General features: G+C 71.4%; 22 protein-coding genes. 13 read left to right on the forward strand and 9 right to left on the reverse strand.

Features of this window, described 5'->3' with window-relative positions:
• Positions 1-275: 275 nt before the first annotated feature.
• Both meaB and ACZ5SK_RS42415 read right to left on the reverse strand, forming a co-directional pair.
• The gene (gene meaB, locus ACZ5SK_RS42410; protein ID WP_334577167.1) at positions 276-1,232 is read right to left on the reverse strand and encodes a methylmalonyl Co-A mutase-associated GTPase MeaB; all 957 of its coding nucleotides are present in this window, start codon (positions 1,230-1,232) and stop codon (positions 276-278) included.
• A 35-nt stretch (positions 1,233-1,267) separates the two neighbouring features.
• Entirely contained in the window at positions 1,268-2,479 is a 1,212-nt protein-coding gene (locus ACZ5SK_RS42415) for an acetyl-CoA C-acetyltransferase (RefSeq protein WP_468577620.1), read from the reverse strand.
• Between the two features lie 151 nt (positions 2,480-2,630).
• Between ACZ5SK_RS42415 and mce the strand changes: the two genes are divergently transcribed.
• The 7 genes from mce (at position 2,631) to ACZ5SK_RS42450 (ending at position 12,710) form a co-directional block, all read left to right on the forward strand.
• The gene (gene mce / locus ACZ5SK_RS42420) at positions 2,631-3,071 is read left to right on the forward strand and encodes a methylmalonyl-CoA epimerase (protein ID WP_334577169.1); all 441 of its coding nucleotides are present in this window, start codon (positions 2,631-2,633) and stop codon (positions 3,069-3,071) included.
• Positions 3,072-3,303: 232 nt separating this feature from the next.
• Positions 3,304-7,185: a polarized growth protein Scy gene (gene scy / locus ACZ5SK_RS42425; RefSeq protein WP_334577170.1), complete on the forward strand. Its 3,882-nt coding sequence runs from the start codon at positions 3,304-3,306 to the stop codon at positions 7,183-7,185.
• Between the two features lie 183 nt (positions 7,186-7,368).
• Positions 7,369-8,307, forward strand: a complete 939-nt coding sequence (locus tag ACZ5SK_RS42430) for a coiled-coil domain-containing protein (protein ID WP_020131158.1) — start codon at positions 7,369-7,371, stop codon at positions 8,305-8,307.
• A 254-nt stretch (positions 8,308-8,561) separates the two neighbouring features.
• Complete coding sequence (locus tag ACZ5SK_RS42435) at positions 8,562-9,521, forward strand: ABC transporter ATP-binding protein (RefSeq protein WP_334577171.1); 960 nt, start codon at positions 8,562-8,564, stop codon at positions 9,519-9,521.
• Between the two features lie 2 nt (positions 9,522-9,523).
• Entirely contained in the window at positions 9,524-10,294 is a 771-nt protein-coding gene (locus tag ACZ5SK_RS42440) for an ABC transporter permease (protein ID WP_079659497.1), read from the forward strand.
• A gap of 110 nt (positions 10,295-10,404) precedes the next feature.
• Positions 10,405-11,832 (forward strand): ABC transporter ATP-binding protein, encoded by a 1,428-nt coding sequence (locus ACZ5SK_RS42445; protein ID WP_334577172.1) that lies wholly within the window; start codon positions 10,405-10,407, stop codon positions 11,830-11,832.
• Entirely contained in the window at positions 11,829-12,710 is an 882-nt protein-coding gene (locus ACZ5SK_RS42450) for an ABC transporter permease (protein ID WP_334577173.1), read from the forward strand. Before ACZ5SK_RS42445 ends, ACZ5SK_RS42450 begins: the two co-directional genes overlap by 4 nt.
• A 51-nt stretch (positions 12,711-12,761) precedes the next feature.
• Here ACZ5SK_RS42450 and ACZ5SK_RS42455 read toward each other — a convergent pair whose 3' ends face one another.
• Positions 12,762-13,094, reverse strand: a complete 333-nt coding sequence (locus tag ACZ5SK_RS42455; protein WP_334577174.1) for an ATP/GTP-binding protein — start codon at positions 13,092-13,094, stop codon at positions 12,762-12,764.
• A 252-nt stretch (positions 13,095-13,346) separates the two neighbouring features.
• Between ACZ5SK_RS42455 and ACZ5SK_RS42460 the strand changes: the two genes are divergently transcribed.
• Positions 13,347-14,375, forward strand: coding sequence for an LLM class flavin-dependent oxidoreductase (locus tag ACZ5SK_RS42460; protein ID WP_334577175.1), 1,029 nt, complete (start codon positions 13,347-13,349; stop codon positions 14,373-14,375).
• Between the two features lie 92 nt (positions 14,376-14,467).
• Here the strand turns inward: ACZ5SK_RS42460 and ACZ5SK_RS42465 are convergent, their stop codons facing one another.
• Positions 14,468-14,860 (reverse strand): SCO5389 family protein, encoded by a 393-nt coding sequence (locus tag ACZ5SK_RS42465; protein WP_079659502.1) that lies wholly within the window; start codon positions 14,858-14,860, stop codon positions 14,468-14,470.
• A gap of 374 nt (positions 14,861-15,234) precedes the next feature.
• On the opposite strand from ACZ5SK_RS42465, the gene nucS reads away from it, so the two are divergent.
• Complete coding sequence (nucS, locus tag ACZ5SK_RS42470) at positions 15,235-15,915, forward strand: endonuclease NucS (protein ID WP_334577176.1); 681 nt, start codon at positions 15,235-15,237, stop codon at positions 15,913-15,915.
• Positions 15,916-15,999: 84 nt separating this feature from the next.
• Here nucS and ACZ5SK_RS42475 read toward each other — a convergent pair whose 3' ends face one another.
• Together ACZ5SK_RS42475 and ACZ5SK_RS42480 are read right to left on the reverse strand one after the other, a co-directional pair.
• The gene (locus tag ACZ5SK_RS42475) at positions 16,000-18,516 is read right to left on the reverse strand and encodes an ATP-binding protein (RefSeq protein ID WP_457495572.1); all 2,517 of its coding nucleotides are present in this window, start codon (positions 18,514-18,516) and stop codon (positions 16,000-16,002) included.
• A gap of 235 nt (positions 18,517-18,751) precedes the next feature.
• Positions 18,752-19,075 carry an STAS domain-containing protein gene (locus ACZ5SK_RS42480; RefSeq protein WP_079659504.1) on the reverse strand — a complete coding sequence of 108 codons (324 nt, stop codon included), beginning with the start codon at positions 19,073-19,075 and terminating at the stop codon, positions 18,752-18,754.
• Positions 19,076-19,524: 449 nt separating this feature from the next.
• Here ACZ5SK_RS42480 and ACZ5SK_RS42485 point away from each other — a divergent pair, with 449 nt between their 5' ends.
• A complete protein-coding gene (locus ACZ5SK_RS42485) occupies positions 19,525-20,097 on the forward strand; it encodes a cob(I)yrinic acid a,c-diamide adenosyltransferase (protein WP_334577178.1) in 573 nt (190 codons plus the stop codon).
• A gap of 8 nt (positions 20,098-20,105) precedes the next feature.
• Here ACZ5SK_RS42485 and ACZ5SK_RS42490 read toward each other — a convergent pair whose 3' ends face one another.
• Positions 20,106-20,687 carry a hypothetical protein gene (locus tag ACZ5SK_RS42490; RefSeq protein WP_334577179.1) on the reverse strand — a complete coding sequence of 194 codons (582 nt, stop codon included), beginning with the start codon at positions 20,685-20,687 and terminating at the stop codon, positions 20,106-20,108.
• A 156-nt stretch (positions 20,688-20,843) separates the two neighbouring features.
• Between ACZ5SK_RS42490 and ACZ5SK_RS42495 the strand changes: the two genes are divergently transcribed.
• From ACZ5SK_RS42495 to ACZ5SK_RS42505, 3 genes are all read left to right on the forward strand, one after another.
• Positions 20,844-22,019: a sensor histidine kinase gene (locus ACZ5SK_RS42495; protein WP_468577626.1), complete on the forward strand. Its 1,176-nt coding sequence runs from the start codon at positions 20,844-20,846 to the stop codon at positions 22,017-22,019.
• Positions 22,016-22,672 carry a response regulator transcription factor gene (locus tag ACZ5SK_RS42500; protein ID WP_334577181.1) on the forward strand — a complete coding sequence of 219 codons (657 nt, stop codon included), beginning with the start codon at positions 22,016-22,018 and terminating at the stop codon, positions 22,670-22,672. Before ACZ5SK_RS42495 ends, ACZ5SK_RS42500 begins: the two co-directional genes overlap by 4 nt.
• Positions 22,673-22,807: 135 nt before the next feature.
• Entirely contained in the window at positions 22,808-24,628 is a 1,821-nt protein-coding gene (locus tag ACZ5SK_RS42505) for a glycosyl hydrolase family 18 protein (RefSeq protein WP_468577628.1), read from the forward strand.
• Positions 24,629-24,637: 9 nt separating this feature from the next.
• Here ACZ5SK_RS42505 and ACZ5SK_RS42510 read toward each other — a convergent pair whose 3' ends face one another.
• Positions 24,638-25,084 (reverse strand): DUF2550 domain-containing protein, encoded by a 447-nt coding sequence (locus tag ACZ5SK_RS42510; RefSeq protein ID WP_334577183.1) that lies wholly within the window; start codon positions 25,082-25,084, stop codon positions 24,638-24,640.
• A gap of 149 nt (positions 25,085-25,233) precedes the next feature.
• Positions 25,234-25,608 (reverse strand): F0F1 ATP synthase subunit epsilon, encoded by a 375-nt coding sequence (locus tag ACZ5SK_RS42515; protein ID WP_079659511.1) that lies wholly within the window; start codon positions 25,606-25,608, stop codon positions 25,234-25,236.
• Between the last annotated feature and the right edge of the window lie 45 nt (positions 25,609-25,653).

Raw genomic sequence — 25,653 nt, forward strand, 5'->3', positions numbered from 1 at the left:
GCCCCCGAGGAGCACGGAACCCGTGGGACGCCACACCCGGCCGCCCCCGGCACACACGTCGGCGCCGCGGTTCCCGGTGGGCTATGAGCAGGACCGCTGCCGAGACCCGCACCGGCGGAGCTCAGCTCCCGGTGGGCCCCACCACCGGTTCCACCCCACAGCGAACGCCGCCCCCGAGGAGCACGGAACCCGTGGGACGCCACACCCGGCCGCCCCCGGCACACACGTCGGCGCCGCGGTTCCCGGTGGGCTATGAGCAGGACCGGCGGCGGGGCTCAGCCCTCGGTGAGTCCCGCCACCAGTTCGTCGGCCGCGCGGTAGGGGTCCAGGTCGCCGGCGACGATGCGTTCGGCGAGGGTGCTCAGGCGGCGGTCGCCGTGCAGGTCGCCGATGCGTTCGCGCAGGGCGGTGACGGCGATCGTCTCGACCTCGCGGGCGGCGCGGACGCGGCGCCGCTCGGTGAGGACGCCGTGCTCCTCCATCCACGCGCGGTGCTTCTCCAGCGCCTCGACGACCTCGTCGATGCCCTCGGCGCGGGCGGCGACCGTCTTCACGATCGGCGGACGCCAGTCGCCGGGACCGCGGGCCTCGCCGAGGCCGAGCATGTGGTTCAGTTCGCGGGCGGTGGCGTCGGCGCCGTCCCGGTCGGCCTTGTTGACGACGTAGACATCGCCGATCTCCAGGATGCCCGCCTTCGCGGCCTGGATGCCGTCGCCCATGCCCGGGGCCAGCAGCACCACGCTGGTGTCGGCCTGGGAGGCGATCTCGACCTCCGACTGGCCGACGCCGACCGTCTCCACCAGGATCACGTCGCAGCCCGCCGCGTCCAGCACACGGATCGCCTGCGGGGCCGCCCAGGCGAGGCCGCCCAGGTGGCCGCGGGTGGCCATGGAGCGGATGTAGACGCCGGGGTCGGAGGCGTGCTCCGACATGCGCACGCGGTCGCCGAGCAGGGCGCCGCCGGAGAACGGCGACGACGGGTCGACGGCCAGGACGCCGACCCGCCTGCCCTGCTTGCGGTAGGCGGTGACGAGCGCCGACGTGGACGTCGACTTGCCGACGCCCGGCGAGCCGGTCAGGCCGACCACGTACGCGTTGCCCGTGAGCGGGGCCAGGGCCGCCATGACCTCCCTGAGCTGCGGGGACGCCCCCTCCACCAGGGAGATCAGCCGGGCCACCGCCCGGGGCCGGCCTTCCCTGGCCTGGGCGACCAGCGAGGAGACGTCCTGCATCACAGCTCCGTTCAGAGATCGACGTACAGAGGGTTTCAGGCCTTCGGTACCCGCACGATCAGCGCGTCACCCTGACCGCCGCCGCCGCACAGCGCCGCCGCGCCGACGCCGCCGCCCCGCCGCTTGAGCTCCAGGGCCAGGTGCAGCACCAGGCGCGCGCCGGACATGCCGATCGGGTGGCCCAGGGCGATGGCACCACCGTTGACGTTCACCTTTTCCGTGGACACGCCGAGGTCCTTCATTGACTGCACCGCGACGGCGGCGAAGGCCTCGTTGATCTCGATCAGGTCGAGGTCGGAGACCTCCAGGCCGTCCTTCTTCAGGGCGTGCAGGATGGCGTTGGAGGGCTGGGACTGGAGCGAGTTGTCCGGCCCGGCCACGTTGCCGTGGGCGCCGATCTCGGCGATCCACTCCAGGCCGAGTTCCTGCGCCTTGGCCTTGCTCATCACGACGACGGCCGCCGCGCCGTCGGAGATCTGCGAGGACGTGCCCGCCGTGATCGTGCCGTCCTTGGTGAACGCCGGGCGGAGCTTGCCCAGGGACTCCGCCGTGGTGTCGGCCCGGATGCCCTCGTCCTTGCTGAAGACGACCGGCTCGCCCTTGCGCTGCGGGATCTCCACCGGGGTGATCTCGGCCTCGAAGACGCCGTTCTTCTGGGCGGCGGCCGCACGCTGGTGGGAGAGGGCGGCGATCTCGTCCTGCTCGGGACGCTGGATGCCGAGGCGGGTGTTGTGCTTCTCCGTGGACTCTCCCATGGGGATGCTCTCCCACGGGTCGGTCAGACCGTCGTACGCCATCGCGTCGAGCATCTCGATCGCGCCGTACTTGAAGCCCTCGCGGGACTTCGGCAGCAGGTGCGGGGCGTTGGTCATGGACTCCTGGCCGCCGGCCACCACGATGTCGAACTCACCCGCGCGGATCAACTGGTCCGCGAGCGCGATCGCGTCGAGGCCCGACAGACACACCTTGTTGATGGTGAGCGCCGGGACGCTCATCGGGATGCCGGCCTTGACCGCGGCCTGCCGGGCCGGGATCTGGCCCACGCCGGCCTGGAGCACCTGGCCCATGATCACGTACTGCACCTGGTCGCCGCCGATGCCCGCGCGGTCGAGGGCGGCCTTGATCGCGAAGCCGCCGAGGTCGGCTCCGGAGAAGGACTTCAGGGAGCCCAGCAGCCGTCCCATGGGCGTACGCGCGCCCGCGACGATCACCGAGGTCGTGCCGTTGGAACCAGTCGATCCAGTCATGAGCTGCGATTCCCCTTACCGGCCTGCACAGGCCGAGGAGTGAACGAGGGTTTACTTCGAATGTACTGAGTGGCACTCCGTGCCGTCACCGGGCCGTCAGTGTGATCGCGCGCACGTTGCGTAACCACCTCCCACGCGGTGCACTGACTCCATGCTGACGCGAATCGACCACATCGGGATCGCCTGCCACGACCTCGACGCGACCGTCGAGTTCTATCGGGCCACCTACGGCTTCGAGGTGTTCCACTCCGAGGTCAACGAGGAGCAGGGCGTCCGCGAGGCCATGCTCAAGATCAACGATACGTCCGACGGCGGCGCCTCGTACCTGCAGCTTCTGGAACCGACACGGCCCGACTCGACCGTCGCCAAGTGGCTCGACAAGAACGGCGAAGGGGTCCACCACATCGCTTTCGGTACGGCGGATGTGGACGGCGAGGCCGCGGACATCCGCTCCAAGGGCGTACGCGTTCTGTACGAAGAGCCTCGGCGCGGCTCCATGGGGTCACGAATCACTTTCCTGCACCCGAAGGATTGCCACGGAGTACTGACAGAACTGGTCACATCGGCCTCTGTTGAGTCACCTGAGCACTGACCCTCGTACATATGGGCCGGTAGGGTTGGGGGCGGTCGCCGCTCACACCGGGGCGACCCGGTCCTGCCGTACGGCGGCAGGGCGCAGCCGGGGTCCGGGTTTCGGGGGACGAGCGTCGGGGCAGCAGCCCATGCTCCGCCGTTGATCTGACACCATTCCCCGGGAGCCCCGTTCGGCGGATGGACGGAGCTCGTTCGGGAAGCTTGCGACCAGGGACGGATGGGACCGCGCAGTGCGGGGCTACGAGAGCCAGGAGCGGGAGCCGGCGGCTGACGTCGACCACCTGACTCGGTTCGAAGCCGAGATGAAGCGGCTGAAGACCGAGCGGGAAAAGGCGATCCAGCACGCCGAGGACCTCGGCTACCAGGTCGAGGTGCTGCGCGCCAAGTTGCACGAGGCGCGTCGCACCATCATGTCCCGGCCCGCCTTCGACGGCGGCGACATCGGGTACCAGGCCGAGCAGATGCTGCGCAACGCGCAGATGCAGGCCGACCAGTTGCGGCAGGACGCCGAGCGGGAGCTGAGCCAGGCCCGGGCGCAGACGCAGCGGATCCTCCAGGAGCATGCCGAGCAGGCGGCCCGGCTTCAGGCGGAGCTGCACCAGGAGGCGGTCACCCGTCGCCAGCAGCTCGACCAGGAGCTGGCGGAGCGCCGGCAGAACGTCGAGTCGCACGTCAACGAGAACGTGGCGTGGGCCGAGCAGTTGCGGGCCCGCAGCGAGGCGCAGGCCCGCCGGCTGCTCGACGAGTCGCGCGCCGAGGCCGAGCAGTCCCTGGCGGCCGCGCGCGCCGAGGCCGAGCGGGTCGCCGCGGAGGCCCGCCAGCGGCTCCAGGCCGACGCCGAGGCGACCCGCGCGGAGGCCGAGCAGCTCCTGCTGCGCGCCCGCACCGACGCCGAGCGGATGCTGAACGCCGCCTCCACACAGGCGCAGGAGGCCAGCGACCACGCCGAGCAGCTGCGCACCTCCACCGTCACGGAGTCCGACGCGGCCCGCCGCCAGGCCGGTGAGCTCAGCCGGGCCGCCGAGCAGCGCATGTCCGAGGCCGAGGAGGCGCTGCGCAAGGCGCAGGCCGAGGCCGAGAAGGTGCTCGCCGAGGCCAAGGAGGCCGCGTCGAAGGCCCTCTCCAGCGCGGAGTCGGCCAACGAGCAGCGCACCCGCACGGCGAAGGAGCAGGTCGCCCGGCTGGTCAGCGAGGCCACCAAGGAGGCCGAGACCACCAAGGCGGACGCCGAGCAGGTCGTCGCCGATGCCCGCGCCGAGGCCGAGAAGATCGTCGCGGAGGCCTCCGAGAAGGCCCGCACGCTCACCGCCGAGGAGAGCGCCACCCAGCTGTCGAAGGCGGCGAAGACCGCCGAGGACGTCCTCAACAAGGCGCAGGAGGACGCGCAGAACACCACCAAGGCCGCCGCCGAGGAGGCCGAGCGGATCCGCCGCGAGGCGGAGACCGAGGCGGACCGGCTGCGCGCCGAGGCGCACGACATCGCCGAACAGCTCAAGGGCTCGGCGAAGGACGACACCAAGGAGTACCGCGCCAAGACGGTCGAGCTGCAGGAGGAGGCCCGCCGGCTGCGCGGCGAGGCCGAGCAGTTGCGCGCCGACGCGGTCGCCGAGGGCGAGAAGATCCGCGCGGAGGCCCGCAGGGAGGCCGTCCAGCAGATCGAGGAGGCGGCCAGGACCGCCGAGGAGCTGCTGTCCAAGGCGAAGGCCGACGCGGACGAGCTGCGCCAGAAGGCCACCTCGGACAGCGAGAAGGTGCGCACCGAGGCCATCGAGCGCGCCACCACGCTGCGCCGGCAGGCCGAGGAGACCCTGGAGCGCACCCGCGCCGAGGCCGAGCGCTCCCGTGAGGAGGCGGTGGGGCTCGCCGAGACCATCACCTCCAACGCCGAGCGGGCCGCGCAGGAGCTGCGCGAGGAGACCGAGCGCGCGGTCGAGGCCCGGCAGGCGGAGGCCGCCGAGGAGCTGACCCGGCTGCAGACGGAGGTCGAGTCCCGGCTCGCCTCCGCCGAGCAGGCGCTCACCGACGCCCGGGAGGAGGCCGCGCGGATCCGCCGCGAGGCCGGCGAGGAGACCGACCGGCTGCGCTCGGAGGCGGCGGAGCGGATCCGTACGCTCCAGCAGCAGGCCGCCGACGAAGCCGACCGGCTGCGCAACGAGGCCGCCGCCGACGCGTCCGCCTCGCGCGCCGAGGGCGAGGCCGTCGCCGTCCGGCTGCGTTCGGAGGCCGCCGCCGAGGCCGAGCGGCTCAAGACCGAGGCGCAGGACACCGCCGACCGGGTGCGCGCGGAGGCGCAGGCCGCGGCCGAGCGGCTGTCCGCCGAGGCGTCCGAGACGCTGGCCGCCGCCCAGGAGGAGGCGCTCCGGCGCCGGCGCGAGGCCGAGGAACTCCTCGGTTCCGCCCGTCAGGAGGCCGGCCAGGAGCGCGAGCGGGCCCGCGAGCAGAGCGAGGAGCTGCTGGCGTCGGCGCGCAGGCGCGTGGAGGAGGCGCAGAGCGAGGCCGTCCGGCTGGTCGAGGAGGCCGACCGGCGCGCCACCGAGATGGTGTCGGCGGCCGAGCAGCACGCGCAGCAGGTACGGGACTCCGTGGCCGGGCTGCACGAGCAGGCGCAGGACGAGATCACCGGGCTGCGCTCGGCCGCCGAGCACGCGGCGGACCGTACCCGGCGCGAGGCCGAGGAGGAGGCGGACCGGGTCCGTTCCGACGCCTACGCGGTGCAGGAGCGGGCCTCCGAGGACGCGAACCGGGTCCGGCGCGAGGCGAACGAGGCGGCTCAGGCCGCGCAGGAGCTGGCCGAGCGGACCGTCGGCGAGGCGATCGCGGAGGCCGAGCGGCTGCGCTCGGAGGCGTCCGCGCACGCCCAGCGGGTGCGCACCGAGGCCTCGGACACCATCGCGCAGGCCGAGCAGGACGCCTCGCGCACCCGGGCGGACGCCCGCGACGACGCCAACCGCATCCGCTCGGACGCGGCGACGCAGGCCGACACCCTCATCACCGAGGCGCGCAACGAGGCGGAGCGGCTCCAGACGGAGACCATCGCCGAGGCCGAGCGGCTGCACTCGGAGACGGTCGCGGAGGCCGACCGGCTGCGCGCCGAGTCGGTCGCCAAGGCGGAGAAGCTCATCTCGGACGCCGCCGGGGACGCGGAGCGGCTGCGCGCCGGGGCCGCCGAGACGGTGGGTACCGCGCAGGCGCACGCCGAGCGGGTCCGCGCCGAGGCCGAGCGCGTCAAGACGGAGGCGGCCGCGGAGGCCGACCGGCTGATGAGCGTCGCCCGCGAGGAGGCCGACTCGACGCTGGACGAGGCGCGCAAGGAGGCCAACAAGCGGCGCTCCGAGGCGGCCGAACAGGTCGACACCCTCATCACGGAGACGGCGGCCGAGGCCGACAAGCTGCTCACCGAGGCGCAGACGCAGGCGCAGAAGACCACCGCGGACGCGGAGGCGCAGGCCGACTCGATGGTCGGCGCGGCCCGCAACGAAGCCGAACGGGTCGTCTCCGAGGCGACGGTGGAGGGCAACTCCCGAGTGGAGAAGGCCCGTACGGACGCGGACGAGCTGCTCGTCGGGGCGCGCCGGGACGCGACCGCGATAAGGGAGCGGGCCGAGGAGCTGCGCGACCGCATCACCGCCGAGATCGAGTCGCTGCACGAGCGGGCCCGCCGTGAGGCCGCCGAGACGATGAAGTCGACGGGCGACCGCTGTGACGCGCTCATCAAGGCGGCTGAGGAGCAGCTCGCCAAGGCGCAGGCGAAGGCGAAGGAGCTGGTGTCGGACGCCAACTCGGAGGCCGGCAAGGTCCGCATCGCCGCCGTGAAGAAGGCCGAGGGGCTGCTCAAGGAGGCCGAGCAGAAGAAGTCGACGCTGGTACGGGAGGCCGAGGAGCTCAAGGCCGAGGCCATCCGCGAGGCCCGGCGCACGGTCGAGGAGGGCAAGCGCGAGCTGGAGGTCCTGGTGCGCCGGCGTGAGGACATCAACGCCGAGATCTCCCGTGTCCAGGACGTGCTGGAGGCGTTGGAGTCCTTCGAGGCACCGGGCGGCGGCAAGGACGGAGGGGTCAAGGCCGGCGCCGCCATCGGGGCGCCTCGATCGGGTGGGAAGTCCTCGGAGGGCTAGCGGAATGTGTGGATTGCGTTAAAGTCTGGGCTCTTTGAGCGAACCTTTGGCAAGCGGTCTGCCGTTCAGCCACCCAAAAGGGGTGTCATTCTCCAGATCAAACACGCATACGCTCGATGACACACCGCTCAGGCCCCTAGGATTCCACCTATCACCTCACCGGTCTCATTCGACAGGAACCCCATGAGCGACACTTCCCCCTACGGCTTCGAGCTTGTGCGGCGTGGGTACGACCGCGCTCAGGTGGACGAACGCATCTCGAAGCTCGTCTCCGACCGTGACAGCGCTCTGGCCCGTATCACTGCTCTGGAAAAGCGCATCGAGGAGCTCCACCTCGAAACGCAGAACGCCCAGGCCCAGGTAAGCGACGCCGAGCCGTCGTACGCCGGTCTCGGCGCGCGTGTCGAGAAGATCCTCCGCCTCGCCGAGGAAGAGGCCAAGGACCTGCGCGAGGAGGCCCGTCGGGCGGCCGAGCAGCACCGTGAGCTCGCCGAGTCGGCGGCCCAGCAGGTGCGCAACGACGCAGAATCGTTCGCTGCGGAGCGCAAGGCCAAGTCCGAGGACGAGGGCGTCCGGATCGTCGAGAAGGCCAAGAGCGACGCGTCGCAGCTGCGTTCCGAGGCGCAGAAGGACGCGCAGTCGAAGCGTGAGGAGGCCGACGCCCTCTTCGAGGAGACCCGCGCGAAGGCCGCGCAGGCCGCTGCCGACTTCGAGACCAACCTCGCCAAGCGCCGCGAGCAGTCGGAGCGCGACCTCGCGTCCCGTCAGCAGAAGGCGGAGAAGCGCCTCGCGGAGATCGAGCACCGCGCGGAGCAGCTGCGTCTGGAGGCCGAGAAGCTGCGCACCGACGCCGAGCGTCGCGCCCGGCAGACCGTCGAGACGGCGCAGCGTCAGGCCGAGGACATCGTGGCCGACGCCAACGCCAAGGCGGACCGCATCCGTTCGGAATCCGAGCGGGAGCTGGCGGCTCTCACCAACCGCCGCGACTCGATCAACGCTCAGCTGACGAACGTCCGCGAGATGCTCGCCACGCTGACCGGCGCCGCGGTGGCCGCGGCCGGCACGCCGTCCACGGACGACGAGCCGATCTCCCGCGGGGTTCCGGCGCAGCAGTCCCGGTAAGAGTTCTGCGTAAGAGTGCAAGAGTTCTGAGTAAGGGTTCTGAGGTCGAGGCCCGCACTCCCCGGCAGGGGGTGTGGGCCTCCGCCCTGTCACCGCCCCCGCCTTCCCCCCTGGCCTTCCCCCGCGCCTCCTCCCCGTCCCGCCTGCCCCGTGCCTTCGCCCGGGGCGCCGCTTTCACAGCCGTTGCCGTCGGAGTCGCCCTCTGTTTGCCCATAGGGGTGGCAGCCGTCCGACTCGGGTCATAGCGTGTCGGCATGATCGAGCTAGAGGGCCTGACGAAGCGGTACGGCGAGAAAGTGGCGGTGAACAACCTCACCTTCACCGTCAGACCCGGCATCGTCACGGGCTTCCTCGGTCCCAACGGCGCCGGGAAGTCCACCACCATGCGGATGATGCTCGGCCTCGACCGGCCGACCGCCGGGGACGTGCGGATCGACGGGCAGCACTACGACCGGCTCAAGGACCCCATCAAGTACATCGGCGCGCTGCTGGACGCCAAGGCCATGCACGGCGGGCGCAGCGCGTTCAACCATCTGCTGTGCCTGGCGCAGAGCAACGGCATCCCCAAGAGCCGGGTGCACGAGGTGCTGGACACCGTCGGGCTCACCGCCGTGGCGAAGAAGAAGGCCAAGGGGTTCTCGCTGGGCATGGGGCAGCGGCTCGGCATAGCGGGCGCGCTCCTCGGCGATCCACGGATCCTGATGTTCGACGAGCCGGTCAACGGGCTCGACCCCGAGGGCATCCACTGGATCCGTAACCTGATGAAGTCCCTCGCGGCGCAGGGCCGGACCGTGTTCGTCTCCTCGCACCTGATGAGCGAGATGGCGCTGACCGCCGACCATCTCGTCGTCATCGGCCAGGGCCGGCTGCTCGCCGACACCTCCATGGCCGACTTCATCGCGCAGAACTCACGGTCGTACGTGCGGATCCGCAGCCCTCAGCGGGAGCGGCTGCTCGATGTGCTGCACGGCGCGGGGATCACGGTCGTGGAGACGGGCAGCGGGGTGCTGGAGGTGGACGGCGGCAAGTCCGAGCGCATCGGGGAGCTGGCCGCGCAGCACCAGATCGTGCTGCACGAGCTGAGCCCCCAGCAGGCCTCCCTGGAGGAGGCGTTCATGCAGCTGACCGCGGAGTCGGTGGAGTACCACGCACACACGGACGCGCCCGCACAGCAACAGAAGCAGCAGTGGGGCGACGACTGGACAAGGAGCTGATGATGGCGGCGACCCAGGTCATCCGGTCCGAATGGACCAAGATCCGGTCGGTGGCCTCCACCGTGTGGACGCTCTCCCTCGCCGTGGTCGTCACCATCGCCCTCGGCATGCTGATCTCGGCACTGTCGAAGAACGACTTCGACCACATGAGCCGGGGCGACCAGCTCTCCTTCGACCCCACGTTCATCAGTTTCGCCGGGATGAGCCTCGGCCAGCTCGCGATGATCGTGTTCGGGGTGCTGGTCGTGTCGAACGAGTACAGCACCGGCATGATCCGCACCTCGCTGGCCGCGGTGCCGCAGCGCGCCACGTTCCTGTTCAGCAAGATCGCGGTGGCCGCCGGGCTGTGTCTCGCCGTCGGGCTCGTCACCAGCTTCGTCACGTTCTTCCTCGGGCAGGCGATGCTCGGCACCCACAAGGCGTCGATCGGGGACACCGGAGTGCTGCGGGCGGTCATCGGCGGGGGCCTGTACATGACCCTCATCGCGGTGTTCTCGATGGGCGTGGCCACGATGCTGCGCTCGCCGATGCTGTCGCTGGGCATCCTGATGCCGTTCTTCTTCCTGATCTCCAACATCCTCGGCAACGTCTCGGCGACGAAGAAGATCGGCCGGTATCTGCCCGACCAGGCAGGCAGCAAGATCATGCAGGTGGTCACGCCCCTCGACGACGACACTCCGTACGGGCCCTGGGGCGGGCTCGCGATCATGGCGCTGTGGGTGGTCGCAGCGTTGGCGGGCGGCTACCTCCTGCTGAAGAAACGCGACGCGTGACGCTTCAGGCTTTGCTTTCATTTGAGCGGAACCGTCAGCGCCCCGATATCCTCCTAACCCTTACGGGGGCGTGTGCCCTGCTGTCCTGATCCTTTCGATGGGTGCGGAGCATGATCGAGGCTGTCGGCCTGACCAAGCGGTACGGCGACAAGACCGCTGTGTACAACCTTTCCTTCCAGGTACGGCCCGGTGCAGTCACCGGCTTCCTCGGGCCGAACGGCTCGGGCAAGTCGACGACGATGCGGATGATCCTGGGCCTGGACAACCCCACCGCCGGGACGGTGACGATCGGCGGTTACCCGTACCGCAGGCTGCCGAACGCTGCCCGGCAGGTCGGCGCCCTGCTGGACGCCAAGGCCGTGCACGGCGGCCGGCACGCCCGCAACCACCTGCTGAGCCTGGCCCAGCTGTCCGGCATCCCGGCCCGGCGGGTCGACGAGGTGCTCGGCGTGGTCGGCCTCCAGGACGTGGCCAAAAAGCGTTCCAAGGGCTTCTCCCTGGGCATGGGCCAGCGGCTCGGCATCGCCGCCGCGCTGCTCGGCGACCCCCAGGTGCTGCTCTTCGACGAGCCGGTCAACGGCCTCGACCCCGAGGGCATCCTCTGGGTGCGCAACCTGATGAAGTCCCTCGCGGCGGAGGGCCGCACGGTCTTCGTCTCGTCCCACCTCATGAGCGAGATGGCGCTGACCGCCGACCATCTCATCGTCATCGGGCGCGGACAGCTGCTCTCCGACATGAGCGTGACCGACTTCATCTCGGCCAACTCCGCCGACTTCGCGCGCGTGCGCACCCCGCACACGGAGCCGCAGCTGCGCGAGAAGCTGGCCTCCGCGCTCACCGAGGCGGGCGGCCATGTGCTGCCCGAGCAGGACGGCGCGCTGCGGGTGACGGGACTGCCCCTCCCCCGCATCAGCGACATCGCCCATGACGCCGACGTACGTCTGTGGGAGCTGTCGCCGCACCAGGCCTCGCTGGAGGAGGCGTACATGCGGATGACACAGGGCGCCGTCGACTACCGGTCGACCATCGACCAGAAGGCCGGCCTCCAGCAGCAGCTGCCGCCCGGCGCGCAGCCGCCCCTGCAGATGCCGGTGCCCGGCCAGGGCCAGTCCGGCTGGTACGCCCCGCCGCCCCCGCAGCAGCAGGGCTACGCACCCCCGCAGCCGGCCCAGACACCCCCGGCGGGCTCCTACGGCGCATACGGCGCCCCGAGCGCCCCCACCCCGACTCCCGGCCCGGGCGACCAGAACCCGTACGCCCAGGCCCCCGCCCAGCCGGTGGGCGCCGCCCCGGCCACGCCCGTCGGCCAAGCCCCGGCAGCCGCGCCGGCGCCGCAGGCACAGGCGCAGGGACAGCCGCCGGCGCAGGCCGTGGCGGCTCCGGCCGCTGCCGCGCCCGCGGCGCCGGCTCGTACACCGGCAGCCCCGGCCGCCGCCCCCGCCCCGTCGCTGGACAAGGCGCCCGCCGCCGCTGCCCCGTCCCCCTCGCCCTCCTCCTCCGCCCCCGACGCCCCGAACAAGTCCGAGGACGCCCGATGAGCACCCCGCAGCCCCCGTCGCCGCAGGTCGCGCCCGCCTGGCAGGCGGCTCCCGGCCCCTCGTACGGCGCGCCCGGCGCCGCCTACACCTCGCCGATCCCGATCGTGCCCACCCATCTCGGGCACGCCGTCGCCTCGGAGTGGACGAAGATCCGGTCGGTGCGCTCCACGATGTGGACGCTGGGCGTGTTCGTGCTGCTCGTCATCGGCATCGGGCTGCTGGCCGGAGCGGTGGTGTCCGCGAACGCCTCCGAGAGCGACCTCGAGGGCGGCACCGCGCTCTCCTTCGGCTTCTTCGGCATCCTGCTGGGCAGCATGTGCGTCATCACGCTCGGCGTGCTGACCACCGCCTCGGAGTACGGCACCGGCATGATCCGCACCACGATGGTGGCCTGCCCGTCGCGCGGCAGGGTCCTCGCCGCCAAGTCGGTCGTGTTCTTCGCCGTCGCGTTCGTCGTGACGTTCCTGTCGTCCGGCTTCGTCGCGATGGTGCACGTGGCGATGCTGACCGAGGCGCGGCAGCCGACCGGCGGGGAGTGGCTGAAGGCCACTCTCGGCGTGTCCCTCTACGTGGCGCTGCTCGGGCTGCTCTCGCTCGCCGTCGGCTCGATCATCCGGCACTCGGCCGGCGCCATCACCATCATGATCGGCGTCCTGCTGGCTCCGCTGGTCATCGCGATCTTCATGTTCTCGTCGTCGCTGGAGCGCCTGCAGCGGATCCTGTTCGAGTACTCGATCCCGAACCAGCTGGGCGTCTTCTACTCGAGCTCGCTCAGCGACAGCGGCCCCTCCGGCTGGGACCCGCTGTGGATCGCGCTGGGCACGACGGCCGTCGTCCTGGGCGGCGCCTTCGCCCTGCTGGAAAAGCGGGACGTCTGACCGTCCACCAGGGCCCAGGGGCACTGGAGCACTGGAGCCCCTGGAACTGCCCTAGAACCTGGGTGCGTTACGGAACCGCTGCATCCCCGGGGTGCGGCGGTCCCGTGCGTTCCAGCACGCCTTGTGCCAGTGGCGGCGGTCGTCGACCCCCGCGTGCTCGGGCCAGGCGACGACGTGCGGCACGCCGTCGGGGATCAGCTGGTCGCAGCCGGGGCACCGGTACGCCTTGCCCTGGGCACTCGCACCCGCCACGTGCCGTACGCTCCACCGCTCGCCCTGCCAGCTCTCCGCGGACTGCCAGCCGCCGTAACGGCTCTCGCGGTCGTCCTCGGCGCTGCGGCCGGACGAACCCTCACCCTTGGGTCGGTTGCGACGCGGGGACACAGGACACCTCACGGGGCTATACAGGAAGCAGGTTTGGCGTCCAGCCTACGCGGCAAGCACGCGGGTACCCGTAGGACGGCGAGCCCTACGAGTCCCCCTCCCGGACGCTGTATGACGACGCACGACGACACACCACGACGCATTCTGCAGACAATCCGCAAATCTCTTCGCCAGGCCGTGTCCTCGGCACGTGTCAGACGGTTATGCCGGGTGGGGGAGCTCCGTGTCGGAGCCAAGGAAGCAGGAAAGTCCATGCGCGTTGGAAGTTTCGTGTTGGGGGCCCAGTTCCCGGGCCAGGGTCAGGGGGAGGCGCTGCACCGCGCGGTCCGCTCGGCCGAGGTGGCCGAGGAGGCGGGTCTCGATTCGGTCTGGCTGGCCGAGCACCACTTCGTGCCGTACGGCACATGCCCGTCGGCGGTCACGCTCGCCGCTCTGCTGCTGGGCCGCACCCGCCGCATCCGGGTCGGCACGGCGGTCAGCGTACTGCCCACCGTCCACCCCGTCGCCCTCGGCGAACAGGCGGCGCTGCTGCATCTGACGAGCGGCGGCCGCTTCTCCCTGGGCGTGGGCCGCGGCGGCCCGTGGGTCGACCTTGAGGTGTTCGGCTCGGGCCTCGACGCGTACGAGCAGGGGTTCCCGGAATCACTCGATCTGCTGGTCCGCTGGCTGCGCGAACCCTCGGTCGCGGCGGACGGCGAGCGCTTCCGCTTCCGCGAAGTGGCCGTCGTACCACGGCCGTCGGAGGCTCTGACGGAGGCGTCGGGCCCGGAGGTCGTCGTCGCGTGCACCTCGCCTGCGAGCGTGCGGCTGGCCGCCGAGCGCGGCCTGCCGATGCTGCTGGGCATGCACGTGGGGGACGAGGAGAAGGCCGAGATGGTCGCCCGCTGGGGGCAGTACGCGCGCGCCGCGGGCCGGTCCGGGGACGAGATCCGGGAAGCGGCGCATGTCTCGGCGGGCGTCTGCCAGCTCGCGGACCGGCGCACGGACGCGGTGGAGACGCTGATGAAGGCGATGCCGGGCTGGCTGAAGCAGGGACTCGACGCCCATGTCACGGTGGACGGCCGGGCCCGCAGCATGCGGGACCCGGTGGCGTACACCGAACTCCTCTGCGGGCTGCACCCGGTGGGCACCCCCCGGCTGTGCGTCGACCGCCTCGCGGCGACCAGCGAGCGGACCGGCATCTCGCGCTTCGCCCTCCTCGTCGAGGGCTCCGGCGACCTGGCCGCCACCGAGGAGAACGTACGACGGCTGGGCTCGGAGGTGCTCCCCCACCTCCGGTGAACAGCCCAGCCGACCACGAAGCCTGCCGCTCCCGTACTGCTGATGGCACCTCCCGCGTCAGGAGCGGCAAGCAAGAGGCTCACACGGGTGCCTCAGCAGTCCCGGAACTCAGGGGACTGGTTCAGCACCTGGCTGCGGACCGAGGTGAAGCGGGCGAGCTTCTCGTCGACAGCCGAGTCCAACGGGAACACCGCCACCCGGTGGCAGTTCTGGAAGGCCAGACGCACACCGAAGTGCCGCTGCAACGCGCCGCGTATCGCGTCACTCGCGAGCGCGCGCAGCAACTGCCCGCGTGCCTGCTCGTCCGGCGGGGGCGTCTGGTTGTCGGCGAATGCTCCGCCGTCCACCTTCAGCTGGGCCACCAGGGAGCTGACCATCTCCCATGCGTAGGGCAGGGAGGTCCGGACGCAGTCGACGAATTCTGCTTCGTCGACCTCGCCTCGCTCGGCCTGTTCGAGTAGGGCCGGTGAGACGTCGAGCGACATGGGTACTCCTCTCGCACCCCCGGAACAACAGGGGTTGCCGGACAGGGAAAGGGAGTTCGCATGCCGAAACACCGCACACGCTGAGTACACGCATCGCGACCTCCCGTTCACTACGGTAGGCAACGGCCGGTGACGGCACCAGGAGAATGGGCACATAGGGAACTGCCAGTAGGCACACAATCGGCCACTGACGAGCAGCCCTCGAACGAGGGGTTACCAGATCAAAAGGGGTGGACCCGAAGGGACCTCGGTCAGGGTGGTGGTGGGAGACGTTGGATCAAAAGGGGCGAACCGAAGGTTCTCGGTCAGGGTGGGGGTGGGTGACGGGAGGGAGAATCGCGTGGGTGGTGGGGCGTCGGATAGCGTGGTGCACCATGCGTCTCGTCATCGCCCGGTGCTCCGTGGACTACGCCGGCCGGCTCACCGCCCACCTCCCCTCCGCCCCCCGCCTCATTCTGGTGAAGGCGGACGGCAGCGTCTCCATCCACGCGGACGACCGGGCCTACAAGCCCCTGAACTGGATGTCGCCGCCCTGCACGCTGAAGGAGGACTCGGGGGACTCCGAGGGCGCGGCGACCGTCTGGACGGTCGTCAACAAGGGCGGCGAGAAGCTCATCATCACGATGGAGGAGATCCTCCACGACTCGTCGCACGAACTCGGCGTCGATCCCGGCCTGATCAAGGACGGCGTGGAAGCACACCTTCAGGAACTGCTCGCCGACCGCATCGAGACCCTCGGCGAGGGCTACACCCTCATCCGCCGCGAGTACATGACCGCCATCGGCCCGGTCGACATCCTGTGCCGGGACGCGGACGGCCAGACGGTCGCGGTGGAGATCAAGCGACGCGGCGAGATCGACGGAGTCGAGCAACTCACGCGCTACCTGGAGCTGTTGAACCGCGACCCGCATCTCGCGCCGGTGCGAGGCGTCTTCGCGGCCCAGGAGATCAAGCCCCAGGCCCGCGTCCTCGCCACGGACCGCGGCATCGGCTGCACCGTCCTCGACTACGACGCGATGCGCGGCATCGAGGACGACAAGCTGCGGCTGTTCTGAGCTCGCGTACGACGACACGAACGGTACGACGACAGGGGCCGGGTTCCTGGGGAAGGAACCCGGCCCCTGTCGTGCGCCCGAGTCTCAGATCACCTGGTCCGGCGAGGCCGGCGCGGAGGAACCGGAGGAACCGACCGAGCCGGCCGGCGAGGAGGACATCGAGCTGTTGGAAGAGGCCGAGGAGGTGTCGGAGGGGGACGGGTTGGCGGTCTCTGTCTGCGTCTCCGAAGGCGTGTCCGATGGGGTGCCCGAGGGATCGTCCGTCGGTGTCGGCGGCGTGTGCGACGGCGACCCGGGGTGCGAACTCGGCGACGACGGCTGGGTCGGCGTACTCGAAGGCCCCCCGCCTCCCGTCCCGTGCGAGCTGCTCGCCCCCGACGACGGCTCCGCCTCCCCGGTGGGTGTGGGGTCGTCGGACGTGCCCATCGTGCCGTCCGGGCCCGGGTCCGTCGGCCTGCTGGTCGCGTCGCCCGTGTCGGTGGAGCCGCTGTCGTCGCTCGGGGTGTCGGAGCCCAGGCCGCCGTCGCCCACGCCGGTGCTGGCGGAGGGGTTGGCGCCGCCCTGGCGGCTGGGGTCGTTGGCGTCGTTGTCGGAGGTCGCGCCGAGCGTGACGACGGTGCCGAGCACGGCGACGAGCAGGGCGCCCGCGCCGACCGCGACGAGGTTGCGCTTGGCCAGGCCCTTCAGGCCGCCGCGGCTGTGCCGGGCCGGCGGGCCGGACGGTTCGCGGCGGGAGACGAGGGTCTCGGCCTCCGGCGGGAACGTCGGCAGCGCCGCCTGGACGATGCCGCGCGGCGGGGACGCCGACTCCTCGTGGCGGGCGTCGGGCACCTCCTCGGCGGCGGTCGCCGCGGCCAGGCCCGGGACGTCGCCCGAGGCGTCGGCGACCAGGGCGAGGGCGCGGCGTCCGGCGACGGTGCCGCGCTTGTCGGCGATGGTGCCGCGCAGGGCGAGGGAGGCCTCCAGCTCGGAGCGGGACCGGTCGAGTTCGCCGGAGCACAGGGCGAGGATGCCGAGCTCGTGGTGGAAGTAGGCGCGGTCGGCGGACTCGCCGGCGAGCCTGGCGGCCTCGGCGCCTTCGTGCAGGCTGCTCTGCCAGGCGCTCCAGTGCAGGCCGGCGGCGAACGCGGGCGCCGCGGTGCGGGCGAGCTGGACGCCGGTGGCTTCCTCGTCCTCGGCGGGTCGGGTCGTGGCGGGGACGACCACGGTGAGGGCGGCGAGGACGGCGTCGGCCTCCGCGCAGACCCGCTCGGGGGTGACCGAGGGGTGGCCGGCCCACCAGGCGTAGTGCTGGGCGGCGGTGTGGGCGCGGGCCTCGATGTCGTCGGCGTATCCGGCGGCCTCCAGCTGGGCCTGGACGCCGGCGGCGAGCCGGTAGCGGGCGCCGACCGGGGAGACGAGTCCACAGGCGGTGAGTTCGCCGAGGGCCGCGTCGGCGTGGGTGTCTCCGACGAGCGCGGGCAGGTGGGCCTGGTGCGGGACCTCGCCGCCGAGGGCGACGGCGAAGCGCAGGGTGGCACGGGCGGAGGCGCTGAGGCGCGCGGCGAGCAGCGGTGCGGGTGCGGCGGCCTCGCCGAGCGAGGGGAGGGATATCTCCTCGCCGTCGCCCGCCCCGGCCGCGTCGACGACGTCGAGGGGCGCGGTGAACGGCCTGGCGTCCTCGAACACGCCGAACGCGTCGACGGCCTCGGCGCTGGCCCTCAGCTGGTCGCGCTGCGAAAGCAGGGCGCCGGCCTGGACGAACCTCAGCGGGAGGCCCTCGGACTCGAACCAGAGGTCACCGGCCCAGTTGGCCTCCTCCTCGGTGAGGACGCGGCCGACGGCGCGCTCGATCACCTCGACGCCGCCCGCGCGGTCCAGTCCGGTGAGGACGACCTCCTCGACGGCGGAGTCCGCGGAGGGCAGCGGGGTGTCCGGGGTCGCGCCGAGCAGGAAGGCGCACTCGGGTGTCGCATCGAGCAGTTCGTCGAGGTCGGCGCCGCCGAGGGCGAGGTCGTCGACGACGACGACCGCGCCGATCTCGCGGACGAAGGCGCGCAGGTCGTCGTCGTCGGGGCGGTGGCGGGGGGCGTCGTAGACGGCGTGGAAGAGGTCGTGCAGCAGCTCGGAGGCGGTGCGGCCGAGGCCGGTGAGGCGGACGACGCCGTCGGGGGCGAGGTCCTCGCAGTCCTCGGCGACGAGGTCGAGGAGGCTGGTGCGGCCGGAGCCGGGAGCGCCGGTGACGCGGACGGAGCGGCCGCGGGCGAGGAGGCGGACCAGCTGTTCGCGTTCGTCCTGGCGGCCCAGGAGCGGACTCCCGGGCCGGGCCGGGCCCGCGGGGGCGGGCGGCCGGGCGGCGCGCTCGGCCTCGGCGCGCTGCTCGGGGGTGCGCTTGGCGGGCCGTTCGGATCGCTCGGTGGGCGGGCAGAGCTCTATCTCGCTGCCGTCGACCGGGTTGACCGTGAGCAGGTGTGCGCCGGCGACGAGCCGCACCGTGCGGGCCTGGGCCGGCGTGTGCTGGCCGAAGTCGGGTGTCAGGGGGTCCCTGGAGGGGCGCGGGCGCGGCGCTTGGCCGTCGCCTTCGCGGCCGTACTCCTCGGGTCCCCGGGTGTTCGGGTCCATAGGTCAAGCCCCCCAAAAGCGTCGTGTGGCGGTAGCCCCTCCCGGCCTCGCTGCACACTGCGCTGTCGCTTCTGGTCCGGTGCCCGCTCGAGGGCTGAGGGCGGCGGGCAGACGAACCGTAAACCTTCGCACAGTATCTACGACAGCCAGGGGTGCCGGGCCGCCCGAAGCGTCACAGTCTTATGAGGATTGCGCCCGTCGCACGTTTCCCGCCGCAGGCCACGCCCCTGATGGGTCACACCCGGGGCAGGGACTCCACGCCGATGCCGCCCTCGATCGCGAGGATCCGGTGCAGCCGGGTGGCCACCAGCAGTCGTTGCATCTGCGGCGGTACGCCGCGCAGCACCAGACGCCGGCCGCAGCGGCCGGCCCGTCGGTGGACGCCCATGATGACGCCGAGTCCGGTGGCGTCCCAGGAGTCCAGCTCGGACAGGTCGAGCACCAGGTCGCCGACTCCGTCGTCGACGGCCGTGTGCAGGACCGTACGGGCGTCCGCCGCGCTGACGACGTCGAGGCGGCCCCCGACGACCAGCTCGACGTGGTCGCCCCTGATGTGCATAGCGCTCCCCTAAGCGTGCGTCTCGTGCTCCGCGGTGTGGTGTTCCGGTGGTGCAACCTCTGACTGAACCTCTGACTGCGCGAGGCGGTCGGAGGTTGCCGTCTGTGAGCGAACCGATACCGAATTCACCCGCAGGGGTGAGGCCTATGGGGCTTGTGCGGTTTCGGTGCCTGTAGAAGCCCTGCCCGCTCACGCGTCCGATGTCACCGGCGTCAACCATCCGGCGCAGCCGCTCCGGTGGCCTGTCCGTATGCCTCTCGGCGGGAGATTAGCGGGCGGGAGGCGCTGTGTGACCGGTTAGTAACGCGTTTCACGTCTCAGGGCGTGAGACGCCGGTCACGTCGTCAAATCCTGTCCGATTCACGCCGATTGGCCCGGGAGTGACCAGGTGCCGGCAGCAGTGACGAACGGAACGGAACGCGGCGTCGGGGACGGTCTAGATTGGCCGCATGGTCAATCTGACGCGCATCTACACCAGGACCGGCGACCAGGGCACCACCGCCCTCGGCGACATGAGCCGGGTCGCCAAGACCGACCTCAGGATCGCCGCGTACGCCGACGCCAACGAGGCGAACGCGGCGATCGGCACGGCGCTCGCGCTGGGCGGGCTGGACGAGGAGCTCGTCAAGGTCCTCACCCGCGTCCAGAACGACCTGTTCGACGTGGGCGCGGACCTGTCGACGCCGGTGGTGGAGAACCCCCAGTTCCCTCCTCTGCGGGTGGAGCAGTTCTACATCGACCGTCTGGAAGCGGACTGCGACCGCTTCAACGAGCAGCTGGAGAAGCTGCGCTCGTTCATCCTCCCGGGCGGCACCCCTGGCGCTGCCCTCCTCCATCAGGCCTGCACGGTCGTCCGGCGGGCCGAACGCTCCACCTGGGCCGCGCTGGAGGCACACGGCGAGGTGATGAACCCGCTCACCGCGACCTACCTCAACCGCCTCTCGGACCTGCTGTTCATCCTGGCCCGCACGGCCAACAAGGCGGTCGGCGACGTGCTCTGGGTGCCGGGCGGGGAGCGCTGACGCCTCGGCTATCGCATCTTGGCCGGTTCACGCTTCGGTTCACGCTTCGGTTCACGCTTCGGTTCACGCTTCGGAAACAAGGTGTAGCTCGCGGCGATGACGACGTTGATGCCGATGACGAACAGCATCCGCTGCTGCCACGCCCGCAGCGAGCCGGTCTCGCCGTCGCCGCCGACGTACCAGACGGCCGCCTGGAGCAGGGCCGCGGCGACCAGCGCGGCGAGGATCCAGCGGCCCGCGACCTTCCACTCGTGGACGGCGCGGGCCGTGCCGTACTTCGGCGGTCGCACGGGAGGCGGGCCGTCGGCGAAGCGGTGGGCGACGCGGGCGTCGACCCACTGGATCGTGGAGTGGCCAAGGCCCACGGTGAAGCCGATGTAGACGGCGGCGAGGCCGTGCCGCCAGTCCGGCTCGGCGCCGTTCCTGAGGTCGATCGCGGTCACCGCGAACAGCACGACCTCCAGCAGCGGCTCGCACAGCAGCAGGGCCAGGCCCAGCCGCGGCATCCGGAACGCGTACCGGAAGGCCAGCCCGGCGGCCAGCAGCACCCAGAAGGCCACCTCGCAGGCGATGATCAGTCCGACGATCACGGTTCGCTCCTCTTCTCGCTCACCGTTCCAGGCTCCCGTGCGGGAGAGCACCTCTCGTCGTCGGCGGTGACGAACTCGCGGTACATCGAAAGATGCAGTTCGGGACCGTCCCCGGGGAGCAGGCGGAGGGGGTGTCGGCCGTGTTGGATGGAGGGCATGGCCGTACGACGACTGCCCCGCCCGCACCGCTTCGACGTGTACATCGCGGTCGGCGGGCTGCTCGGCGGGCTGCTGCTGGTGGCCATCGGACTGGGCACGCGGCCGTCCAGCGACCCGATCACGCTGTTCGACGGCCCGTGGCCGGTGCTGCTGCCGCTGACCGTGACGGCGGGCTGCGAACTGGTGCGGCGGACGGCTCCGCGCGCGGCGCTGCTGACGGCCACGGCCGCAATCACCGCGGACCTCGTGACCCAGGGCAACCTGTCCACCATCCTGATGTTCACCGACGTGATGTACGCGGCCGTGCTGTACGGCCCGCTCGCGTCGGCCCGCCGTATCCAGTGGATCACCGGGCTGCTCTCGGTGGCCGGGACGCTGGTGCCGTACGCGGTGTGGCGGGTGCCGGAGGCGCTGCTGATCGGCGTGGTCGTCGGCGTCGTGGCGTATGCGCCCGCCGCCACCGGGTGGATCGTGCGCAACCACCGGGACGCCGCCGAGGCCGCCCGGCTGCGCGCCGAACAGATCGCGCTGCTCGCGGAGATGGACCGCGCCCAGGCCGTCGCGACCGAACGGGCGCGGATGGCACGGGAGTTGCACGACATGGTCGCCAACCACCTCTCCGCGATCGCCATCCACTCGACGGCGGCCCTCTCCCTCGACGACCCGGACACCTCCCGGCAGGCCCTGTCGGTGATCCGCGAGAACAGCGTGGAGGGGCTGGCGGAGATGCGGCGGCTGATCGGGATCCTGCGGGACGGCAGCGGGGACCACGAGCCGGCCGCGGCCCCCACCCTCGACGGCCTGGAGGCCCTGGTCGACGGGGCCCGCGCCAACGGCCTGGACGTCGGTCTCGACGCGGAGCACGGTCAGGTTCCCGCCCCCGTCGAACTCGCCGCTTACCGCATCGTCCAGGAGTCGCTGACCAACGCGCTGAAGCACGCGCGCCCCGGCCGGGTCACCGTCGCCCTCGTGCAACACGACGGCATGCTCGACGTGCGGGTGCGCAGCCCGTACGGCCACCGGGACGGGCCGCGCGCGCCGGGTTCGGGCGCCGGGCTGGTGGGGATGCGGGAGCGGGCCGCGCTGTTGGGCGGCACGTTCGACGCCGGGCCGGAGGGCTCCCGCTGGACGGTGCGTGCCACGTTCCCCCTCGTGGAAGGAGAGCCCGTATGAGCTCCGCCATCCGTGTCCTGGTCGCCGAGGACCAGTCCGCCGTGCGCGCCGGACTCGTCCTCATCCTGCGCAGTGCGCCCGATATCGAGGTGGTCGGCGAGGCGGCGGACGGCGAGCAGGCGGTGGCGCTGGCCCGGGAGTTGCGGCCCGACGTGGTGCTGATGGACGTTCAGATGCCGCGGCTCGACGGGGTGTCGGCGACTCGGAAGGTCGTCGAGGAGGGCCTCGCCGACGTCCTGGTGCTGACCACCTTCGACCTGGACGCCTATGTGTTCGGGGCGCTGCGGGCGGGTGCGGCCGGGTTTCTGCTGAAGAACACGGAGGCGCGGGACCTGCTGGCGGCGGTCCGCACGGTGGCGGGCGGGGAAGGGCTGATCGCCCCGGCCGTGACCCGCCGCCTGATCGCCGAGTTCGCCGCGAAGCCGGTCCGGGAGCCGAGGGCCGACCCCGCCGTCCTCGACACGCTCACCCGGCGCGAACGCGAGGTGCTGGCCTGTCTCGGCGAGGGGCTGTCCAACGCGGGGATCGCCGTACGGCTGGACATGGCGGAGGCGACGGTGAAGACGCACGTCAGCCGGCTGCTGGGGAAGCTGGAGCTGCGCAGCCGGGTGCAAGCGGCGGTGCTGGCACAGGAGTTGGGGATCCGGGGCTGACCGGTACGACTCGACGGGCGACCACGACGAGAGTGGTCCAGACCTATTGACCCGTGGTCCAGACCTTTCTATTCTCGCGGCACCGTGGGTGTGAAGGCTCAGTCACGCCCCCCGACTCCCCCGAGGAGGCGCAGGATGCGCTTCAGACACAGAGCCGCGGCAGGGTTCGCGACGCTGTTGCTCCCACTGGCCGGACTGGTCGGTCTCGCGAGCCCCGCCCAGGCCGCGAGCACCGCCACCGCCACCTACACCAAGGCCTCCGACTGGGGCACCGGCTTCGAGGGCAGGTGGACGGTGAAGAACACCGGCACCACCGCCATCAGTTCATGGACCGTCGAATGGGACTTCCCCTCCGGCACGTCCGTCACCTCCGCCTGGGACGCCGACGTCACGTCCGCCGGCACCCACTGGACCGCCAAGAACAAGTCCTACAACGGCTCCATCGCCCCCGGCGCCTCCCTCTCCTTCGGCTTCAACGGCGCCGGTTCCGGCTCCCCGTCCAACTGCAAGCTGAACGGCGACAGTTGTGACGGCACGACGGTCCCCGGCGACGCCTCCCCCACGGCCCCCGGCACCCCCACCGCCTCCGCCGTCACCGACACCTCGGTGAAACTGACCTGGTCCGCCGCCACCGACGACAAGGGCGTCAAGAACTACGACGTCCTGCGCGACGGCGCCAAGGTCGCCACCGTCACGACGACCTCGTACACCGACACCGGCCTGACCGCCGGCACCGACTACTCCTACACCGTGCGGGCCCGCGACACCGCCGACCAGACCGGCCCGGCCGGCGGCGCGGTCGCGGTCCACACCACGGGCGGCACCAATCCCCCGACCACCGGAAACAAGGTAAAACTCGGTTACTTCACCGAGTGGGGCATCTACGGCCGGAACTACAACGTCAAGAACCTGGTGACGTCCGGCTCGGCCGCGAAGATCACGCACATCAACTACGCCTTCGGCAACGTCACGAACGGCCAGTGCGCGATCGGCGACTCCTACGCCGACTACGACAAGGCCTTCACCGCCGACCAGTCCGTCAGCGGCGTCGCCGACACCTGGGACCAGCCGCTGCGCGGCAACTTCAACCAGCTGCGCCAGCTGAAGGCCAAGTACCCCAACATCAAGGTGCTGTGGTCCTTCGGCGGCTGGACCTGGTCCGGCGGCTTCGCCCAGGCCGCCGCCAACCCGGCCGCGTTCGCGCAGTCCTGCTACAACCTGGTCGAGGACCCGCGCTGGGCCGACGTCTTCGACGGCATCGACATCGACTGGGAGTACCCCAACGCCTGCGGCCTGTCCTGCGACACCTCCGGCGCGGCGGCCTTCAAGAACCTGATGTCCGCGCTGCGCGCCAAGTTCGGCGCCGGCAACCTGGTCACCGCGGCCACCACCGCCGACGGCTCCTCCGGCGGCAAGATCGACGCGGCCGACTACGCGGGCGCGGCGCAGTACGTCAACTGGTACAACGTGATGACGTACGACTTCTTCGGCGCATGGGCCGCACAGGGTCCGACGGCCCCGCACTCGCCGCTCACCTCGTACAGCGGCATCCCGACGGCCGGGTTCACCACGGCCGACGCGATGGCCAAGTTCAAGGCGAAGGGCGTCCCCGCGAGCAAGCTGCTCATCGGCATCGGCTTCTACGGCCGCGGCTGGACCGGCGTCACCCAGGACGCCCCGGGCGGCACGGCCACGGGCCCGGCGGCGGGCACCTACGAGCAGGGCATCGAGGACTACAAGGTCCTCAAGACGTCCTGCCCGGCCACCGGCACCATCGCCGGCACGGCCTACGCGCACTGCGGCAGCAACTGGTGGTCCTACGACACCCCGGCCACCATCGCCGGGAAGATGACCTGGGCCAAGAACCAGGGCCTGGGCGGCGCGTTCTTCTGGGAGTTCAGCGGTGACACCGCGAACGGCGAGCTGGTGAACGCCATCAACAGCGGACTGTCGTAAGGAAGTGCCCTAAGCGACGTTGACGCGCTGTCCGGGCGGGGCTGCCTCCAGCCACGCGAGAAAACCGGTCAGCGCGTCTTCGCTCATGGCGAGTTCGAGACGCGTGCCCTGGTGCAGACAGACCAGGACGACGGCGTCGGACAGCAGCGCCAGCTCCTCCTCGCCCTCGGGGAGCCGGCGGCCGGCCACCTCGATCGAGCCGCGCTCCAGGACCCGGCGCGGACGGTAGGCGTAGGAGAAGACGCGGTACCACTCGATGCGGTCGCCGTTGTAGCGGGCGACCCCGTAGCTCCAGCCTTTTCCGCTGGTGTCCGGTTTCTCGGGTACGTCCCAGCGCAGGGAACAGTCGAAGGTGCCGCCGGAACGCTGGATGAGTCTGCGACGCAGACCGAAGACGAACAGCCCCAGCGCCCCCAGGGCCACGACGATTCCGCACACAGTCAGAGCGAGGACCATCGACACCGACCTCCTCGTCTCCTAGATGCCGAACACGGGTAAACTTATGTAACGGAACGGAAAAAACATCCAGATCTGCCTCAGCCGCGGTCGGCTCCGGATTGCTCCGGAGCCGACCGCGGCTGAGTGACGTCATGCAGGCTCGCGGGTCAGCGCGTCGCCGCCGCACGCAGTCGTACGTCCGCGCGGCGCTCGGCGGCGGCGTCGCCCTCCGCCTTCGCGCGCTCGAGCTCGCGCTCCACGCGCTGGACGTCGATCTCGTCCGACAGCTCGGCGATCTCGGCCAGCAGCGACAGCTTGTTGTCCGCGAACGAGATGAAACCGCCGTGCACCGCGGCGACGACCGTTCCACCATCACTCGTACGGATGGTCACCGGGCCCGACTCCAGCACACCGAGCAGCGGCTGGTGACCGGGCATGACGCCGATGTCGCCGGACGTGGTGCGCGCGACGACCAGGGTGGCCTCGCCGGACCAGACCTCTCGGTCGGCCGCGACCAGCGCGACGTGCAGCTCAGCAGCCAAGGTGGCTCCTCGGGTCACCACCCGGCGGGTCTTGCCGGGTGTTGG

This window comes from Streptomyces sp. NPDC031474 (genome assembly GCF_055581185.1).

What these genes read in the sequence shown, in the direction of transcription:
- ACZ5SK_RS42485 (WP_334577178.1), top strand. Translation starts at nt 19,525, where the DNA reads ATGGTCAATCTGACGCGCATCTACACCAGGACCGGCGACCAGGGCACC.
- ACZ5SK_RS42435 (WP_334577171.1), top strand. Translation starts at nt 8,562, where the DNA reads ATGATCGAGCTAGAGGGCCTGACGAAGCGGTACGGCGAGAAAGTGGCG.
- mce (WP_334577169.1), top strand. Translation starts at nt 2,631, where the DNA reads ATGCTGACGCGAATCGACCACATCGGGATCGCCTGCCACGACCTCGAC.
- ACZ5SK_RS42460 (WP_334577175.1), top strand. Translation starts at nt 13,347, where the DNA reads ATGCGCGTTGGAAGTTTCGTGTTGGGGGCCCAGTTCCCGGGCCAGGGT.
- nucS (WP_334577176.1), top strand. Translation starts at nt 15,235, where the DNA reads ATGCGTCTCGTCATCGCCCGGTGCTCCGTGGACTACGCCGGCCGGCTC.
- ACZ5SK_RS42465 (WP_079659502.1), bottom strand. Translation starts at nt 14,860, where the DNA reads ATGTCGCTCGACGTCTCACCGGCCCTACTCGAACAGGCCGAGCGAGGC.
- ACZ5SK_RS42495 (WP_468577626.1), top strand. Translation starts at nt 20,844, where the DNA reads ATGGCCGTACGACGACTGCCCCGCCCGCACCGCTTCGACGTGTACATC.
- ACZ5SK_RS42430 (WP_020131158.1), top strand. Translation starts at nt 7,369, where the DNA reads ATGAGCGACACTTCCCCCTACGGCTTCGAGCTTGTGCGGCGTGGGTAC.
- ACZ5SK_RS42415 (WP_468577620.1), bottom strand. Translation starts at nt 2,479, where the DNA reads ATGACTGGATCGACTGGTTCCAACGGCACGACCTCGGTGATCGTCGCG.
- ACZ5SK_RS42500 (WP_334577181.1), top strand. Translation starts at nt 22,016, where the DNA reads ATGAGCTCCGCCATCCGTGTCCTGGTCGCCGAGGACCAGTCCGCCGTG.
- ACZ5SK_RS42510 (WP_334577183.1), bottom strand. Translation starts at nt 25,084, where the DNA reads ATGGTCCTCGCTCTGACTGTGTGCGGAATCGTCGTGGCCCTGGGGGCG.
- ACZ5SK_RS42475 (WP_457495572.1), bottom strand. Translation starts at nt 18,516, where the DNA reads ATGGACCCGAACACCCGGGGACCCGAGGAGTACGGCCGCGAAGGCGAC.
- ACZ5SK_RS42480 (WP_079659504.1), bottom strand. Translation starts at nt 19,075, where the DNA reads ATGCACATCAGGGGCGACCACGTCGAGCTGGTCGTCGGGGGCCGCCTC.
- ACZ5SK_RS42450 (WP_334577173.1), top strand. Translation starts at nt 11,829, where the DNA reads ATGAGCACCCCGCAGCCCCCGTCGCCGCAGGTCGCGCCCGCCTGGCAG.
- ACZ5SK_RS42505 (WP_468577628.1), top strand. Translation starts at nt 22,808, where the DNA reads ATGCGCTTCAGACACAGAGCCGCGGCAGGGTTCGCGACGCTGTTGCTC.
- ACZ5SK_RS42440 (WP_079659497.1), top strand. Translation starts at nt 9,524, where the DNA reads ATGGCGGCGACCCAGGTCATCCGGTCCGAATGGACCAAGATCCGGTCG.
- ACZ5SK_RS42445 (WP_334577172.1), top strand. Translation starts at nt 10,405, where the DNA reads ATGATCGAGGCTGTCGGCCTGACCAAGCGGTACGGCGACAAGACCGCT.
- meaB (WP_334577167.1), bottom strand. Translation starts at nt 1,232, where the DNA reads ATGCAGGACGTCTCCTCGCTGGTCGCCCAGGCCAGGGAAGGCCGGCCC.